At 33.0% G+C, this 15,630-nt stretch carries 18 protein-coding genes; 9 read left to right on the top strand and 9 right to left on the bottom strand.

Annotation, left to right across the window (positions count from 1 at the left end; translation table 11 throughout):
* The first annotated feature begins 103 nt into the window (after positions 1-103).
* The 6 genes from OLM51_RS07670 to OLM51_RS07695 all read left to right on the top strand — a co-directional run bounded on the left by OLM51_RS07670 (position 104) and on the right by OLM51_RS07695 (position 4,563).
* Entirely contained in the window at positions 104-1,267 is a 1,164-nt protein-coding gene (locus OLM51_RS07670) for a sigma-54-dependent transcriptional regulator (protein WP_264553734.1), read from the top strand.
* Positions 1,268-1,367: 100 nt separating this feature from the next.
* On the top strand, positions 1,368-2,030 hold the full coding sequence (locus tag OLM51_RS07675) for a DEAD/DEAH box helicase (protein WP_264553735.1): 663 nt from the start codon (positions 1,368-1,370) through the stop codon (positions 2,028-2,030).
* Positions 2,031-2,095: 65 nt separating this feature from the next.
* The gene (locus OLM51_RS07680; protein ID WP_264553736.1) at positions 2,096-2,914 is read left to right on the top strand and encodes an alpha/beta hydrolase; all 819 of its coding nucleotides are present in this window, start codon (positions 2,096-2,098) and stop codon (positions 2,912-2,914) included.
* A gap of 12 nt (positions 2,915-2,926) precedes the next feature.
* Complete coding sequence (locus tag OLM51_RS07685) at positions 2,927-3,145, top strand: DUF2007 domain-containing protein (RefSeq protein ID WP_264553737.1); 219 nt, start codon at positions 2,927-2,929, stop codon at positions 3,143-3,145.
* Positions 3,146-3,237: 92 nt separating this feature from the next.
* Positions 3,238-4,029: a Cof-type HAD-IIB family hydrolase gene (locus OLM51_RS07690; RefSeq protein WP_264553738.1), complete on the top strand. Its 792-nt coding sequence runs from the start codon at positions 3,238-3,240 to the stop codon at positions 4,027-4,029.
* Positions 4,030-4,035: 6 nt separating this feature from the next.
* On the top strand, positions 4,036-4,563 hold the full coding sequence (locus tag OLM51_RS07695) for a GNAT family N-acetyltransferase (RefSeq protein ID WP_264553739.1): 528 nt from the start codon (positions 4,036-4,038) through the stop codon (positions 4,561-4,563).
* A gap of 113 nt (positions 4,564-4,676) precedes the next feature.
* On the opposite strand, the gene OLM51_RS07700 is transcribed toward OLM51_RS07695, so the two are convergent.
* Positions 4,677-5,195 (bottom strand): hypothetical protein, encoded by a 519-nt coding sequence (locus OLM51_RS07700; protein WP_264553740.1) that lies wholly within the window; start codon positions 5,193-5,195, stop codon positions 4,677-4,679.
* 486 nt (positions 5,196-5,681) lie between these two features.
* Between OLM51_RS07700 and mtaB the strand changes: the two genes are divergently transcribed.
* On the top strand, positions 5,682-7,016 hold the full coding sequence (mtaB, locus tag OLM51_RS07705) for a tRNA (N(6)-L-threonylcarbamoyladenosine(37)-C(2))-methylthiotransferase MtaB (protein ID WP_264553741.1): 1,335 nt from the start codon (positions 5,682-5,684) through the stop codon (positions 7,014-7,016).
* 80 nt (positions 7,017-7,096) lie between these two features.
* Here mtaB and OLM51_RS07710 read toward each other — a convergent pair whose 3' ends face one another.
* From OLM51_RS07710 to OLM51_RS07745, 8 genes are all read right to left on the bottom strand, one after another.
* On the bottom strand, positions 7,097-7,606 hold the full coding sequence (locus tag OLM51_RS07710; RefSeq protein ID WP_264553742.1) for a hypothetical protein: 510 nt from the start codon (positions 7,604-7,606) through the stop codon (positions 7,097-7,099).
* A gap of 104 nt (positions 7,607-7,710) precedes the next feature.
* On the bottom strand, positions 7,711-8,427 hold the full coding sequence (locus OLM51_RS07715) for a 3-ketoacyl-ACP reductase (protein ID WP_264553743.1): 717 nt from the start codon (positions 8,425-8,427) through the stop codon (positions 7,711-7,713).
* Between the two features lie 114 nt (positions 8,428-8,541).
* Positions 8,542-9,129: an LURP-one-related/scramblase family protein gene (locus OLM51_RS07720; RefSeq protein WP_264553744.1), complete on the bottom strand. Its 588-nt coding sequence runs from the start codon at positions 9,127-9,129 to the stop codon at positions 8,542-8,544.
* A 95-nt stretch (positions 9,130-9,224) separates the two neighbouring features.
* A complete protein-coding gene (locus tag OLM51_RS07725; protein WP_264553745.1) occupies positions 9,225-9,542 on the bottom strand; it encodes a TonB-dependent receptor plug domain-containing protein in 318 nt (105 codons plus the stop codon).
* Positions 9,543-9,615: 73 nt separating this feature from the next.
* Positions 9,616-10,572 carry a hypothetical protein gene (locus OLM51_RS07730; protein ID WP_264553746.1) on the bottom strand — a complete coding sequence of 319 codons (957 nt, stop codon included), beginning with the start codon at positions 10,570-10,572 and terminating at the stop codon, positions 9,616-9,618.
* A 2-nt stretch (positions 10,573-10,574) separates the two neighbouring features.
* Entirely contained in the window at positions 10,575-11,075 is a 501-nt protein-coding gene (locus OLM51_RS07735) for an RNA polymerase sigma factor (RefSeq protein WP_264553747.1), read from the bottom strand.
* A gap of 258 nt (positions 11,076-11,333) precedes the next feature.
* Positions 11,334-12,170 carry a DUF6929 family protein gene (locus tag OLM51_RS07740; protein ID WP_264553748.1) on the bottom strand — a complete coding sequence of 279 codons (837 nt, stop codon included), beginning with the start codon at positions 12,168-12,170 and terminating at the stop codon, positions 11,334-11,336.
* A gap of 24 nt (positions 12,171-12,194) precedes the next feature.
* A complete protein-coding gene (locus OLM51_RS07745) occupies positions 12,195-12,848 on the bottom strand; it encodes a hypothetical protein (RefSeq protein WP_264553749.1) in 654 nt (217 codons plus the stop codon).
* A 226-nt stretch (positions 12,849-13,074) separates the two neighbouring features.
* On the opposite strand from OLM51_RS07745, the gene OLM51_RS07750 reads away from it, so the two are divergent.
* Positions 13,075-13,956, top strand: coding sequence for a PPK2 family polyphosphate kinase (locus tag OLM51_RS07750; RefSeq protein WP_264553750.1), 882 nt, complete (start codon positions 13,075-13,077; stop codon positions 13,954-13,956).
* Positions 13,957-14,151: 195 nt separating this feature from the next.
* Positions 14,152-15,603 (top strand): alkaline phosphatase PhoX, encoded by a 1,452-nt coding sequence (locus tag OLM51_RS07755; protein WP_264553751.1) that lies wholly within the window; start codon positions 14,152-14,154, stop codon positions 15,601-15,603.
* The last annotated feature ends 27 nt before the right edge of the window (positions 15,604-15,630 follow it).

A 15,630-nucleotide genomic window follows, 5' to 3' on the forward strand; every position in this document is an offset into this window, starting at 1 on the left:
AAGTTGCTAAGATTCTAAGGTACTGAGATGCTAAGTTTTTTTTAGCTTCTTGTAGAAAAACCTCAGAACCTTAGTAACTTAGAACCTCAGAACCTTAAAAAAAATGAGTAAAATACTAATTATTGAAGACGAAGCAGCGATTAGAAGAGTTTTGGTGAAAATATTATCAGAAGAAAATGATTCGTATCAGGTTGATGAAGCTGAAGATGGAGTTGCCGGACTTGAAAAAATAAAAAACAACGACTATGATTTGGTTTTGTGCGATATCAAAATGCCAAAAATGGACGGTGTTGAGGTTTTAGAAGAAGCAAAAAAGATAAAGCCCGAAATTCCTATGGTGATGATTTCCGGTCATGGCGACATGGAAACGGCAATTCACACCATGCGTTTAGGTGCTTTTGATTATATTTCAAAACCGCCAGATTTGAATCGTTTGTTAAATACGGTTCGAAATGCTTTGGATAAGAAACAATTAGTAGTTGAGAACAAAATTTTAAAGAAAAAAGTCAGTAAGAACTACGAAATGATAGGCGACAGCGATTCTATTAATCACATTAAAGTGATGATTGATAAAGTGGCTCCAACCGAAGCGAGAGTTTTGATTACAGGACCAAACGGGACGGGAAAAGAATTGGTAGCACATCAATTGCATGAAAAAAGTGAACGTTCCGGTTTTCCTTTAATAGAAGTAAACTGTGCGGCGATTCCGAGTGAATTGATCGAAAGTGAATTATTCGGACACGTAAAAGGTGCATTTACATCGGCAGTTAAAGATCGTGCCGGAAAGTTTGAAGCGGCCGACAAAGGAACTATTTTTCTGGATGAAATTGGTGATATGAGTCTTTCGGCACAAGCCAAGGTTTTGCGTGCTTTGCAAGAAAGTATGATTACCAGAGTGGGGGCAGATAAAGATATTAAAGTGGATGTTCGTGTTGTGGCGGCAACCAATAAAGATTTAAAAACAGAAATTGCAGAAGGCCGTTTTCGTGAGGATTTATATCATCGTCTGGCTGTAATTTTAATTAAAGTTCCGCCATTAAATGAAAGACGTGATGATATTCCGGCTTTGATTTTGCATTTTGCACAAAAAATAGCTTTAGAACAAGGAAATGCAGTTAAAGTATTTTCGACACAAGCTATAAAATTATTGCAGGAATACGATTGGACAGGAAATATTCGTGAGCTTAGAAATGTGATTGAAAGACTGATCATTTTAGGAGGAAGTGAAATTTCTGAGGGAGACGTAAAGATGTTCGCAAGCAAGTAGATGCTTCGCGCAATAGGCTATAAGCTTTAGGCTTTATGCTATTAAAATTATAAATAATTTTTGCTTGTAGTCTACGGCTAACAGCTTAAAGCACAAAAAAATGAAACTAAAAAAAATAAACGAAAAATTACAGGACGCTTTAATTGAAAATGGTTTAACGGAAGCAAATGTTTTGCAGATGGAAACTTTTTCTACCATAAAAAGTGGTGCCGATTGTATGATTATTTCGCCAAAAGGGAGTGGAAAAACAACTACGATTGTATTGAATGTAATTCAACAATTGGCAGGACAAACAGAAGAGTCTCCACGTGCATTGATTATTGTAGAAGATAAAGCTAAGGTCTTGGAAATGGAAGAGCTTTTTGAGAAGTATGGAAAATATACTAATCTTGAAGTTTATGGTGTGCATGATAAAGGCGATATGGATTATGATAAAAATTATGTTTCTACAGGAATTGATGTTTTAATTGGAACGCCAGCAAAACTGAGCGATATGTTTTCTACAGCTGGTTACAATGTAAACCGTCTTAAAATGTTTATCCTTGATGATGCAGATCCTATTTTGAAACTGCGTCATGAAACCAAGATTATGCGTATATCTAACAGTATTGCAAAAACACAACGAATTATTTTTGCTGAAACATTGACAGAGAGGATTGATATCTTGGCAGAAAAAATGCTTCTGGAACCTTATTTCTTTGATATGGATGAAGAAGGAGAAGAAGAACTTGATGAAGAGGAAGACGACGTTGAGGAGGAATAAAATAGTTCTAGTTTAACGTTTTTTACTAAAAACCGAAACTGTGAATAAAAGGTAAATAATACTATATGGAGATTTTTAAAACAGTTAAATTCTTGGTAATGGCACTTTTGTGTTTTTTTCTGATTATTTATGTTTTAATGATTTCTTATGTTTATTTCAATCAGGTTGAATTAGTTTTTCATAGTTCAAGATTGCCGAAAGATTATAAGTTTGATTATCAGCAAAAATTTGAAGAACTAAATATCAAATCATTTGACGGAACCGTTCTTAATGGATTGTTATTTAAAGCTGAAAATTCTAAAGGACTGGTTTTTTATCTTCATGGAAATGCAGGAACACTTGAAACCTGGGGCAAAATTGCAAAAGTATACACTTCTTTAGGATATGATATTTTTATTTTAGATTACAGAAGTTTCGGGAAAAGCGAAGGTGAAATCGAAAATGAAGAACAATTGTCAAAAGATATTTCGATTGTTTATAAATCAATGTCTAAAAGATATCCGGAAAGTAAAATCATAATTGCCGGATATTCTATTGGCTCTGGATTTGCGGTTAAATTAGCCTTAGACAATAAACCAAAAGCGTTACTGTTACAGGCTCCTTATTATAATTTTTTAGAGCTGTCAGGTTCAAGAGTGCCGATGTTTCCGGACTTTATGAAAAAGTTTAGTTTAGAAACCAATAAATATCTTCCAGAAGTAAAAGTTCCAATTTATATTTTTCACGGAACTGCAGATCAATTAATTCCTTTTGAGAATTCAATACGGTTAAAAAAGCTTTTGAAATCGAATGTTGTTTTTTATCCACTAAAAAATCAGGAACATATTGGAATAAATGAAAATGAAGATTTTCAAAATCAGTTAAAAACAATATTAAATAAATAAAAAGAAGAAGTCATGGGATTAATGAAGGTGTTTTCAGGAAGCGAAGTTTTAGCAATTGCCTTACAGGAAAGATTAGAAGAGGCTGGAGTAGAGACAGTAAAAAAAGATAATATTCAGTCTGCAAGATTAGGTGGTTTTGGCAGTACAGATTTAGCAGTTGAGGTTTTTATTCAGGAAACAGAATTTGCAAAAGCAAATCCGGTTATCGAGAATTTCAGAATGAGTATTTAAAAATAAAAAACGCTCAATTTACAGTTACGGTTTGCAGTTTTATACTGAATGCCAGGACTGCGACAGAAAACGTAGAAAATATGCAGTATAAAATGTTAGTACTCGACATGGATGATACCCTGTTGACGGACGACCACAAAATATCAGATTTAAATAAAAAAGTACTTCTTGAAGCACAGGCAAAAGGAATTTATGTCGTTTTGGCTTCCGGTAGACCAACTTCTGCCATGACAGCTTATGCTAAGGAATTAGAATTAGATTTGAATGACTCCTATATGATTTCTTTTAATGGAGCGATTGTAAGCAGCGTAAAAGATGATGTTGTTTTATTTGAGCAAAAACTGACTGTAGAGCAGATTCATGATCTATATGATTATAGTATCAGGAAAAACACCCACATTATAACTTATCTGGATGATGAGATTATAAGCGAAACAGATTCGGAATTTATCGAAATCGAGAAAGAAATTACCGGAATGGCACATCTTAAAGTTGCCAGTTTTAAAGATACTATAAACAGACCAACGGTAAAATGTATATTGCTGGAAGAACCCTCTTATCTGAAGCAATTAGAAAGTGATTTAAAGGCAACAATGCCACATTTGAGTGTTTCAATGTCAAAGCCCTTCTTCTTGGAAGTAGCTCAAAACGGAATAGATAAAGCAGCTAGTTTGAGATTTTTGGCTCAAAAACTAAATATTCTTCAGGAAGAAATTATTGCGGTTGGAAATGCCGGAAACGATTTAACAATGATTGAATATGCCGGTTTAGGAGTTTGGGTTGATAATGTTACACCAGAATTACGTGATAAAGCAGATTTAATAGTAGCTTCAAATAACTATGACGGAGTTGCCGAAGTGGTGCAAAAATATTTATTAAACTAAAATTTTATGAAAGAACCAATTGAAACAAATCGCTTGATATTGCGTGAAGTACTTTCTACTGACGTTGAAGGAATGTTTGAATTGGATTCAAACCCGAATGTTCATATCTATATCGGAAAAAAACCTGTAGTAGATATTGAAGAAAGCAGAAATTATATTGTAAATCTTCAGCAACAATATAAAGATCATGGAACAGGAAGATGGGCTGTGGTTTTAAAAGAAACGAATGAGTTTATTGGGTGGTCAGGAATAAAATTTATTACTGATGAGATCAACAATCATAAAGACTTTTACGAAATAGGGTATCGCTTTATTGAAAAACACTGGGGCAAGGGCTATGCAACAGAAGCCGGAAAGGCTTTTATTGATTATGCTTTTAATGTAATGAAAGTGGAAGCTTTGTATGCTTACGCTGATGAAGGAAATGATAACTCAAGAAAAATCCTGGAGAAATTGGGTTTACAATATGTAAACACTTTTGAACATGAAGAAGAAATGGAAGTTTGGTATAAACTAAAAAATCCAAACGTGTAGAATCTAAGAAATGTGTTCCAAATCTTTGTAAACTTATCTCATTTGAAATTTGCAAAGATTTGGAAAACAGCTCGTAGTTTTTTAATACTTAAATTTAATTTTAGGTATTGGTATTATTTTTTAGCTACAGAAACGAAATATTTGTTTCCATCACCCATTGTTAATTTTACTCTTTCATCGCAAAGATCGATTGCAAAATTTGCACTTTCATAACAGCTGCAAGTTGTGTTTTTGTCTTTAGACATCTCAGTTTTACAGTTGTTGTTTTTAAAAGTTGCTAACTGAGGAGTGTATAAACTAACTAAATCTGTAGAAGCCGTTACTAACGAAATAATACTTGCCGAATTATTATTTGTAATTCTGTATACAATTCTGTCAGTATAGTTTACTTCGTTTACAGTTACTTTACGGATATAAGTGTAAGCAGTAGATTCTGCACCTGGTTCTTTTACTTCAAATTTAAAACCAACTGCACGTATAGCAATATCAAATTGTGATTGCGAATTTAAGCTCGCCCAGTTTGTTAAAGTACTAATAGATGGAAAAGGATTAGTTGCCGGAGCGGCAGTTTGCGCCTGTGAGCAGAAAGCGGTTAAGAACATTAGGCAGATTGCGGGTAGAAATAATTTCATTTGGAGTTTATATTTTTAATTTTTTGCCTACAATTATGGGTTTCGGCTTGCCCATCTTTTATTATAACAAAGCAACAACATAACGAGGGAAATTCAAAATTGTTGTGGCTATTTTGTTAGTAAAAATGCATATTTTTTTATTATTATTTTTTCAATCTTAAAATTAGATGCTACCAAAAGTCTAATTCAGGATTAAATGTAAGAAAATTTCAGTTTAAATCATAAAAAAATGTATTTAATCGATGAAATGTGTTTTTTATCGATATTTTGTCATTTTATTCTTATCGAATTGATTTCAGTAAATTTGGATGAAAAAATCGGGGATTAAAAATAAATACGATTTTCAGCCTGTTTTTGCTTTTGAAAATTAAGTTAATAGGGCAAATTGTTGAAACGAAGTGGCTTATTGATTTTCTTTTACAAATATTGTTTGTAAATTTGCACCCTTAAATTTTTTGACAACGATTTCATTAATTTAAGACAATTATGGAAAATAGAAAAAAAGTTGCCTTTTATACGCTTGGCTGCAAACTGAACTTTTCAGAAACCTCTACAATCGCGCGAAATTTCAATGACGAAGGTTTTGATCGCGTAGATTTTGAAGAAGTAGCCGATATTTATGTTATTAATACCTGTTCTGTAACAGATAATGCTGATAAACAATTTAAGCAGGTTGTAAAAAAGGCGATGAAACTCAACGATAAAGCTTTTGTTGCTGCTGTTGGATGTTATGCGCAATTAAAACCAGAAGAATTGGCAGCTGTTGATGGTGTTGATTTGGTTTTGGGAGCTACAGAAAAATTTAAAATCACAGATTATATTCACGATTTAAGCAAAAACGACATGGGTGAAGTTCATTCATGCGAAATTGCCGAAGCTGATTTCTATGTTGGAAGTTATTCCATCGGAGACAGAACACGTGCATTCCTGAAAGTGCAGGACGGATGTGATTATAAATGTACTTATTGTACAATTCCGTTGGCAAGAGGAATTTCCAGAAGTGATGCTTTAGAAAATGTACTTAAAAATGCTAAAGACATTTCGGCTCAGAATATCAGAGAAATTGTTTTAACCGGAGTTAATATTGGCGATTACGGAAAAGGTGAATTCGGAAATAAAAAACATGAGCACACTTTTCTTGACTTAGTTCAGGCGTTAGACCAGGTAGAAGGAATTGAGCGTTTAAGAATTTCTTCGATAGAACCAAATTTATTGAAAAATGAAACCATAGAGTTTGTTTCTACAAGCCGCACTTTTGTACCGCATTTTCATATTCCGTTACAATCCGGAAGTAATGATATATTAAAATTAATGAAACGTCGTTACTTGCGGGAAGTTTACACCGATCGTGTAAATAAAATTCGTGAAGTCATGCCTCATGCCTGTATTGGTGTAGATGTAATTGTTGGTTTTCCCGGAGAAACAGATGAGCACTTTTTAGAAACCTATCATTTCTTAAACGAAATGGACATTTCTTATTTGCATGTATTCACCTATTCAGAAAGAGATAATACAGAAGCAGTTGATATGGATGGAGTGGTTCCGGCAAATGTGAGAGCAAAACGCAGTAAAATGCTACGCGGATTATCAGTAAAAAAACGTCGTGCATTTTATGAAAGCCAATTAGGAACCAACAGAACGGTTCTTTTTGAAAGCGAAAATAAAGAAGGATACATTCACGGATTTACAGAAAATTACGTAAAAGTAAAAACACCATGGAATCCGGAATTGGTAAATACACTACAGGAAATCAATTTGACAAAAATCGATGAAGATGGAAGCGTTCGTTTGGAGTTTTTGAACAAATTGACAGAAGCATAAACGTAAAGTTTATCATTCTTCGGAATGATAAAAAAAACAAAAATCCCTTTGCAATAAAGGGATTTTTTGTTTTTATATAACTATTTCAGATTCTCAGCAATCACAAGTTTCAAAGAATTGATATAATCGGTATCAAATTCAATAACTCTTATTTTTTCAGGATTAAAACTTAGTTCTCCGCCAAACTGGCCACGTATATCGATAAAATCCAGAGTTAGCTCTTCATTATTCAGCTCTATTAATTTTCCTAAATAAGCAGATTTAGATGATTTTTTTGCAATTTGAAAAATGCCATACTTTTCAGAGATGAAATTTATAATCGAAGTCAAATCTTTGATGGGTATGATATCTTCAGAATTAATTTTTAGGCCTTTTAGCCGGATTACCTTTTCTGTAAAAGCCAGATCATGATCCCGATTTACTGCTTCGATATTTTTGTTTCTCAAAATGACAAAGCCATCCAAAATAAAATCAACCGGATTATTTCGTAACAAAATCCAATCGTCAGAATAATCAATTAAAAATCCGCTGTAGATTTCTTTTTTATCCGTAAATTCTATTTCGACTAATTGTCTTAAATATTGTTCCATCATAATTGTTTTTAAATTCTAATAATCAAATTCCAATAATCAAATTCCAAATTCCAATTGCTTTGAGATTGGAATTTGGAATTTGATTATTGGAATTTACTTTTTTAAGGATTAGTAGACCAGATACTGCTGTTTTTTACAAAAACTCTTCGGTTTAATTTTAACTGCGAAACGATTAGTTCAGCCATATCTTCAGACTGCATTACTTTTTCAGGATTTCCATCTGTTAAATTTAAATCTTTTGCCATGTCTGTAGCGACAGTACTTGGAGTTAAAGCAGTAACACGAATGTTGTGTTTTCTCATTTCCTGCATCAGAGAATCGGTTAAACCTAAAACAGCAAATTTAGAGGCGCTGTAGGCGCTTGTTAAAGCATTTCCGTTTAATCCTGCAGTTGAGGAAATATTAATAATATCTCCTGTTTGTCTTTCGATCATGTTTGGGATAATGGCACGGGTTGTATAGTATGTTCCCATTAAATTCACCTGAATAATTCTTTCCCAGGCTTCCGGCTCCAATTCTAAGAATTTTCCAAAAGAAGCAATTCCGGCACTATTAATTAAAATATCGATATGTTTGAATTCTGCCAAAGCTTTTTCTGCCGCAGCATTTATGGAGTTAATATCAGATACATCAGCAGCAATAGCCAAAGCTTTTACACCAAGATTTGAAGCTTCATCTGCCAGTTGTTCAATATCTTTTTGAGTTCTGGATACTAAAATAAGGTTAACTCCTTCTTTTGCAAGGGCAATTGCAATAGCTTTTCCTATACCTTTTCCAGCGCCAGTAATAAAGGCGTTTTTATTTTTTAAATCGGTCATGACTTTGTTTTTAGAAATGCAAAAAGCATCATTTTAATTCTTACAAAAATAAGCTTTTGTAAACTAAAATGATGCTTTCAAATGTTTTCTTAATCTAAGTTTAACAACTTTTTGTTATTCTTTCAGAACCATATCAATGCACATTACGGCTCCTAAAATTAATTGTCTCAATGGACTTTCCGGCGCAATAGTTTCTTCAATTTGAAGTACATAATTATCAGCGCTTGTAAAAAGTTCTTTACCCATTCCTGCCCATTTTTTACTTACCTGAGCCAATTGTTTATTTTCGTGCGAAAATTTAAAATCCCAGCCAGTCCATTTTCCTTGTAATGTTGCAACAGGCTTTTCGTTTTTATCCAGAATTTCAAACTTTCCTCCAATAGAAAAGAATTTTTGTTTGAAAGTTCCAATTAGCCTGTCTTTTTCATCCAGAACTTCAACTGTCGATCTGAATATTGCGATTCCTCTTTTTACAGTTATTAATTTTTCTCCGGATGCGGTAGTGATTTCAACATTAAACGGAGTTGCTCTTTTATATTCTGTGAAGCGTAACATTTTGGTAAAAAATCCCAAGTTGTTTTCACGGCAATTCATAATTATTTGATTGGTTTCCGGATTGTAAATATCATAGTTGTTTGACGCTTTAAACATTCCGACATGTTCTTTTACTAAAAATAGATTTTGGCTTAAAATTGGATTCATCCGAGTATATAAATTAGGTTTTTGAATAAAGCCCAAATGTAAAAAAATATTTATTAATTTTAAGGCGCAAAAACTTTAGAATAGCAGTGATTGAGTTATTTTTTAAGCGTAATAACTATAACACCATTTATACTTTTTTCTCCATAAGCCAATTTGGCTTCGTTTCCTTTTAAAACTTTCATTTCTTTAATGTCATTTGGATTGATTTTAGAAAGTTGTTTTGAATTTGTTATTTTTCCATCGATTATATATAAAGGTTCGTTTGCAGAAGATCTTGACGGGGCGCAAATTATGAATTGCTTAGTTGTAGTTTGTTGTTGGATTGTATCTTTTGAAATTGGTTTTTCCTGTGCTATTGACACGAAACCTATATGCATAGTAAGGACTAATGAAATAAGTTTTACACTCTTCATATTAATAAGTTTTAAGATTTAGTTTTGGATTTAACTATATCAAAGTTTTGGAACTTTGATATCGTTTTGCAGACTATTTTTTTAGTGCCGGTTTTCCTGTTTTTGTAGTAATAATAACGACTCCTTTTTTTCCTTTTTCGCCATATTTAGAAGTGGCTTCCAAATCCTGAAGTATCGTGATCGTTTTAATTTCCTGTTCGTTTAAAGGCGCATAAGGACTTGTTGGATTTTTGCCAAATAAATCATTTTCAGAATAATAAATGCCGTCAATAATGTATAAAGGTTCATCTAAGATTACCAGAGAATCTACATTTTCCGGCTGAACATTCGATAGTTCTGCCTGCATCATTTTATCTCGCTTAACATCATCACTATGTGCCATTGCGTTTCCGTTAAGTACAACTAAAGGACTGCTTTTTTTTGCTTTTTGTGATGCTGAAGCAGCATAAGCAACTTTTGCGGACTCTCTTTCTGGATAACCTGAATATCCCATTTGTGGAGAAACTTCTTTTTTTGAAAGTATTTTGTCGCTTTCTTCTTCAACGGGTTCATCTTTAGCTGGTTCAACCGGAGCTGCAATTTCGGCGCTAACGGGTGCATAAGATTCTGTTTGCATATTTAGTGCTGGTTCCTGAATTGCTACACTTTCTTTGTTTTTTGTATGATTGTCTAAAATTTTAACTGCTTCTTCATCAGAAACAATTCCAGATTCAGCTGAAGGGACACTGTTTTTTTGATCTAAAACCGGTTGTGTAGATTTTTCTTTTTCAGTTTCTTGAAGAACTACTTTTTCAGTTTCTGTTGCAACCATTTTGTCTGATTTTAAGAATTGAGAGCCTAAAGAAATTATTAATAAAAGAGAAGCTGCAACGGCAATTTTTTTCCATAATGCAATGGTTTTTTTATCTTCTTTTTTATCGAGTTTTTGTTCTACGCGCGACCAGACTTGTTCCATTCCCGGAAAATCCTTTGGAGCTACATTTTCTGCCGCTTCTTTAAATTTGTCGAATATTTTATCTTGATTGTTCATGACTATTTTGCTTTTTGATAATACAATTTATTAACCAGTTCTTTTAGTTTGGTCTTGGCGGCATTTAATTGTGATTTTGATGTGCCTTCAGAAATATTAAGCATTGCTGCTATTTCTTTGTGTCCAAAACCTTCAATAACAAAAAGGTTAAAAACCGTTTTGCATCCATCCGGAATATGGTTTAATAAATTGAGTAAATCTTCTTCTTCCAGTGCGCTCATTTCCTCTGTAAAAGGCTGCGAAAGCACTTTTACATCATCAAGATACATGTTGAAATTGGTGCTTTTTCTAATAGTTGCTAAACAATGATTTACAGTAATTTTTCTGGCCCAGGCCTCAAAAGCTTTTTCTTCTTTGAGCTGATCCAGTTTTGTAAATATGGTATAGAAAGCATCAGCAAGAGCTTCTTCAATCTCTTCCTCTTTCTTGAGGTATCGTTTGCAAACGCGATACAATTTTGGAGCCATGTGCTCATAAACCTGACGCTGCGCATCGCGGTTCATTTTTTTGCAGTTAGAAATTAGCGTTTCGTTTATCACAATATTGGTCTTTAATTATAAAGAGAGCGAAAAAGATAAAAAGGTTGGGACGGGGGTAAATTTTTTTTTTAGGTTCACAGGTACAAAGGGGCAAAGTTACAAAGGTTTTATGGTAGAGACGCACTGCGGTGCGTCTCTACATTATTATTGTAATCGAAAGCCTTTGTGAAACTTTGCGATAAAATTATAACATAACGCTACGCAAGGTCAAAGTAATGTATCTTATTTAACTGGCAAAGTCAATTTAAAAATCTTCGTTTCTAGAATCTCCGTGTCATTGTCCTCGCAAAGTAAAAATTCAATATTGTTGTTTTCTTTTTTATAGAAAGTCAAGCCTTCGAATTTATTGGTTGAGGTAATTTTTTGCGTAAAATCTATTTTCATCGTTTTAAGGTCGATTCTTCCTATGAAACTTCCCAGGATTTCGCCGTCATCATAAGTTGATTTGGTGTTTTCGGTTGTAGAAAGAAAATAAATTTTATCTTCAACTAAAATCGCGTCCGTAAAACTGGAACGAATACCTTTTATTTTTGGAAGTTTATAATTGGTTGCAACCAATGCAAATTCTTCTCCTAAACTTTTGGCATGGATAGTAAAAATGGTGTTTTTATTTGAAATCCCATTTCCGCGATTGAATAAATACCAGTTTTCGCCATCGAAAATAGCGCCTTCCAGATTGAAATCTTCCGGTTTTATTTCGCCAAAACTTTGCATTAAACCATACAAATCGACCAAATTGTTTTTTTGTAAAATGTTTTTATTCTTCAAATCAAATTCGATCATTTTATTTCGATTTTCGGTCGAACCGGAACCAAAAACATAAAGCGTGTCATTATGATGCGTAATAGATTCAAAATCGGGTTTTAATTTTTTTGGAATGTTTTGCGTCGGATTATCAATTAAAGCGTGTTGATTTAATTGCTTGTTCTGAATATTGTATTCGTACAGAAATCCGCTGTTGTCGCCAATAATGTAAAGTGCGTTATTATTATAAAATAATCCTGATGCCGAACCGATTCCGATGATTTGAAATAATATTTCTAAGGTGAATTTTTCCATGAATGTTTTATTTTGTACTCTTTGTTATCTTGACTTTATCTTTTTAAATGTATTATTTTTTTCTGCTTCTGAGACTGTTTTTTCGAGAATATCCATAATTAGGTTGCTTTTTAATCTATTATTATGCTTATAATTAATGTTTACAATTCCGTCATCATTTTGTTCCTTCATCTGAAAAGAGTTGAATTCTTTTTTAATCATTGAGCCTTTAATAATCATTTTGAAATTTTGAACCGGAGAATGATCAATTAATAAAGCACATTTTACTTCTTTAAAATTTTTATATGGAAAATATTCAAATTGCTTAAATTTTTCCTTTTTTATGATGTTTTGATTAGAAAAGTAAATCTCCCAAAAATCATCTTGTAGAATATTAACTTCTGAATATTCCGAACAGGTACTAATTTTTGTTAGATAAGTTTTTTTGTTTCTTTTCCAAAAAATATAAATGGATTGATTTCTTTGATTATCATCACAAATTTCATTGCTATTGGAGTCAAAAAGCATTCTACAACCAACACAATAACTTTCATAAATGCAAATTGTATCTATTTTTTGGCTTTGAAGTTTTTTAATGTAGTTTGAAACTAAACTGTCAATTTTAATTTCGGAATTACTTTGTGCATTTCCTATAAATGTTACACAAAAGAGAAATGAAAATATAATTCTTTTCGTCATTATTGATTTTGAAATATTGAATAAGTTCTTTTAAAAATGATACCCTAGCCCTGATAGCAATGAAAATACTTTATAAAGAAATTGCGTTTTTTCCTGACAGAACAAGGCACCACCAGAAGCTCTTGGTGTGTTTTAGAAAAATACAATTTATTGAAAAAGTATTGCAATGAATAGCGGGAATATGCTTCGTAAAATTACTACATTTATAATTCAAAATTTGAAAAATATGAAATCAATAGACCCGAAAGATTTTAAAGTAGTAGATAAAATTAAGTTAAGTAAGATTCCAACTTTACTCAATATCGATGCCGACGACGATGAAAAAGAAGAAAAACTGGATAAGGTTCAGGCAAAATTGAGTGATTTGCAGGATGTGATGTATGCACACAATAAATATGGAGTTTTAATTTGTCTTCAGGGAATGGATACTTCGGGAAAAGACAGTTTGATTAGGGAAGTTTTTAAAGAATTTAATCCGCGTGGGGTTGTGGTGCACAGTTTTAAAACACCAAATTCAACTGAGCTGGAACATGATTATTTATGGAGACATTATATTGCGTTGCCGGAAAAAGGAAAGTTTGCAATTTTTAACAGAACACATTATGAAAACGTTTTGGTGACGCGTGTTCATCCTGAATATATTTTGGCAGAGAATTTACCGGATATAAAATCGATAGATGATATTACATCAGAGTTTTGGGAAAACAGAATTAAACAAATTAATAATTTCGAAAAACATATTGCTCAAAACGGGACAATTGTAATGAAGTTTTTTCTGCATTTGAGTAAAGAAGAACAACGCCAGCGTTTATTACGCCGTTTAGAAGAAGAAAAACATCACTGGAAATTTTCTCCGGGTGATTTAAAAGAACGTGAACATTGGGATGAATATCAAAAATATTATGAAGAAGCGATAAACGAAACTTCAAAAGAACATGCGCCCTGGTATGTCGTTCCTGCCGATGATAAAGAAATGGCCCGTTATATTGTAGCCAAAATTATCTGGGAAGAAATGCAAAAGCATACCGATATAAAGGAACCGGAACTTGATGATAAAATAAAAGCCAATTTTGAGGTCTATAAACAGCAATTAAAAAAGGAGTCTTAAAGTAAGACTCTTTTTTTTGCTCCAATGTTAATGTAAGTTTATGAGTATTTTGTATTACTAATTTATTGTTAATTTTTTTGTGCTTAATGAAGTAATTGTGCTAAAAGTCTTGTTTTTTTGATAATATCCAAGTCATTTTAAGTTAAAGTGATAGCGTTTACTTTGTCAAAAAAATAAAAACCAATATTTAGCTACATGAAACGAGTTATTTTACCTTTAATTATGCTGGGTTCGTTAATTACATCTTGTAATAACGACTCAAAAGACGACGCTGTAACCACGAGCGTTGTGTTAAAAGATCAATCTGTTACCCCAAGTTTACTAAAAGCGAAACCAGGTTTCGAAAATTTGAAAATTTATTCTCTTTTTAGTTCAGATGACGTTTTTATTGAAACTCCAAAGTTTGTTTTTGGAGGATCTGCAGATGGTTCAGGTTTGTTAAAAAATGCTGATGGTACGTTTACTTTTTTGGTTAACAATGAAGATAACTTTGCTGTTTCGAGAATTACATTTGACAAAACATTTAAGCCTACAAAAGGAGAATATTTGTTAAACTCAAGCGGAGGAACCTGGAGATTATGCGGTGCTACAATGGCAACACAAGCAGAACATGGTTTTGGACCGGTTTATTTAACATGTGGAGAATCTGGTGAAGAATCTCGTACGCATGCTTTAGATCCTTATGCAAGCGCTGGCGGAGCATCTGTATCTAAAGAATTATCTGGATTTGGACGTTTAAGTGCTGAGAACGCATTGCCATTACGTTCTACTGCTTACAAAGGAAAAACAGTAGTAGTAATTGGTGATGATGATTCAGGAACTTATGGAGGTCAGGTTTTTATGTATGTATCTAATACTATAGGTGATTTAACCGGAGGTTCTTTATACATGCTAAAAAGAAATGATGACAACCAAAGAGAAAAAGATATGGAAGTAAGTAAAACTTATCCGGTATCTTTTGTAAAAATTGATAACCATACTACACTTACAGGAGCTCAGATTAATGCTGCGGTAAATACGCTGAAAGCAATTAAGTTTGGTCGTGTTGAGGATTTGGATTACCGTAAAGGAGGAAACGCTGCAGATCGTGAATTGTATTTTAACGTAACTGGACAAAATACTACAGGTACAAATGCAGATGGTTCAAGAACTAAATATGGTAGAGTTTACAGATTAAATCTTGATGCTGCTGACCCATTAAAAGGAACTTTAGAAGTTGTTCTTGACGGTGATAACCGTAGCGGAATTGCAGGTAAATTCCAGAATCCGGATAACATTTGTGTAACTAAAAATTACGTTTATGTTGAGGAAGATGCTAACGGTTACGGAGACGAAACTCATGATGCTTATATTTATCAATATAATATCGCTACAAAAGATTTGAAAGTTGTAGTAGAACTAGATCACCGTCGTACAGCAGCTGACGCGGCAAAATATAACGTAGGTGGTATGTCTAAATTTGGTGACTGGGAGTATGGTGCTTTAATAGATGTATCTGATCAATTAGGTATTGATGATACTTTTATGCTAAGTGTTCAGCCACATAGCTGGACTGGCGACAAGTATTTAAGTCCGGACGGAGGTACAAATCGTCCTAAAGAAAATCAGGCAAGTCAAATTTTAGTTCTAAAAGGTTTACCAAGATAAAATTTTAAGTCCTTATAAAACAGTTAT

Source organism: Flavobacterium sp. N2038 (assembly GCF_025947185.1).
GTDB lineage: Bacteria > Bacteroidota > Bacteroidia > Flavobacteriales > Flavobacteriaceae > Flavobacterium.

What these genes read in the sequence shown, in the direction of transcription:
- mtaB (WP_264553741.1), top strand. Translation starts at nt 5,682, where the DNA reads ATGGAAAATAGAAAAAAAGTTGCCTTTTATACGCTTGGCTGCAAACTG.
- OLM51_RS07695 (WP_264553739.1), top strand. Translation starts at nt 4,036, where the DNA reads ATGAAAGAACCAATTGAAACAAATCGCTTGATATTGCGTGAAGTACTT.
- OLM51_RS07735 (WP_264553747.1), bottom strand. Translation starts at nt 11,075, where the DNA reads ATGAACCGCGATGCGCAGCGTCAGGTTTATGAGCACATGGCTCCAAAA.
- OLM51_RS07745 (WP_264553749.1), bottom strand. Translation starts at nt 12,848, where the DNA reads ATGACGAAAAGAATTATATTTTCATTTCTCTTTTGTGTAACATTTATA.
- OLM51_RS07710 (WP_264553742.1), bottom strand. Translation starts at nt 7,606, where the DNA reads ATGGAACAATATTTAAGACAATTAGTCGAAATAGAATTTACGGATAAA.
- OLM51_RS07675 (WP_264553735.1), top strand. Translation starts at nt 1,368, where the DNA reads ATGAAACTAAAAAAAATAAACGAAAAATTACAGGACGCTTTAATTGAA.
- OLM51_RS07725 (WP_264553745.1), bottom strand. Translation starts at nt 9,542, where the DNA reads ATGAAGAGTGTAAAACTTATTTCATTAGTCCTTACTATGCATATAGGT.
- OLM51_RS07690 (WP_264553738.1), top strand. Translation starts at nt 3,238, where the DNA reads ATGTTAGTACTCGACATGGATGATACCCTGTTGACGGACGACCACAAA.
- OLM51_RS07730 (WP_264553746.1), bottom strand. Translation starts at nt 10,572, where the DNA reads ATGAACAATCAAGATAAAATATTCGACAAATTTAAAGAAGCGGCAGAA.
- OLM51_RS07680 (WP_264553736.1), top strand. Translation starts at nt 2,096, where the DNA reads ATGGAGATTTTTAAAACAGTTAAATTCTTGGTAATGGCACTTTTGTGT.
- OLM51_RS07740 (WP_264553748.1), bottom strand. Translation starts at nt 12,170, where the DNA reads ATGGAAAAATTCACCTTAGAAATATTATTTCAAATCATCGGAATCGGT.
- OLM51_RS07750 (WP_264553750.1), top strand. Translation starts at nt 13,075, where the DNA reads ATGAAATCAATAGACCCGAAAGATTTTAAAGTAGTAGATAAAATTAAG.
- OLM51_RS07715 (WP_264553743.1), bottom strand. Translation starts at nt 8,427, where the DNA reads ATGACCGATTTAAAAAATAAAAACGCCTTTATTACTGGCGCTGGAAAA.
- OLM51_RS07720 (WP_264553744.1), bottom strand. Translation starts at nt 9,129, where the DNA reads ATGAATCCAATTTTAAGCCAAAATCTATTTTTAGTAAAAGAACATGTC.
- OLM51_RS07755 (WP_264553751.1), top strand. Translation starts at nt 14,152, where the DNA reads ATGAAACGAGTTATTTTACCTTTAATTATGCTGGGTTCGTTAATTACA.
- OLM51_RS07670 (WP_264553734.1), top strand. Translation starts at nt 104, where the DNA reads ATGAGTAAAATACTAATTATTGAAGACGAAGCAGCGATTAGAAGAGTT.
- OLM51_RS07700 (WP_264553740.1), bottom strand. Translation starts at nt 5,195, where the DNA reads ATGAAATTATTTCTACCCGCAATCTGCCTAATGTTCTTAACCGCTTTC.
- OLM51_RS07685 (WP_264553737.1), top strand. Translation starts at nt 2,927, where the DNA reads ATGGGATTAATGAAGGTGTTTTCAGGAAGCGAAGTTTTAGCAATTGCC.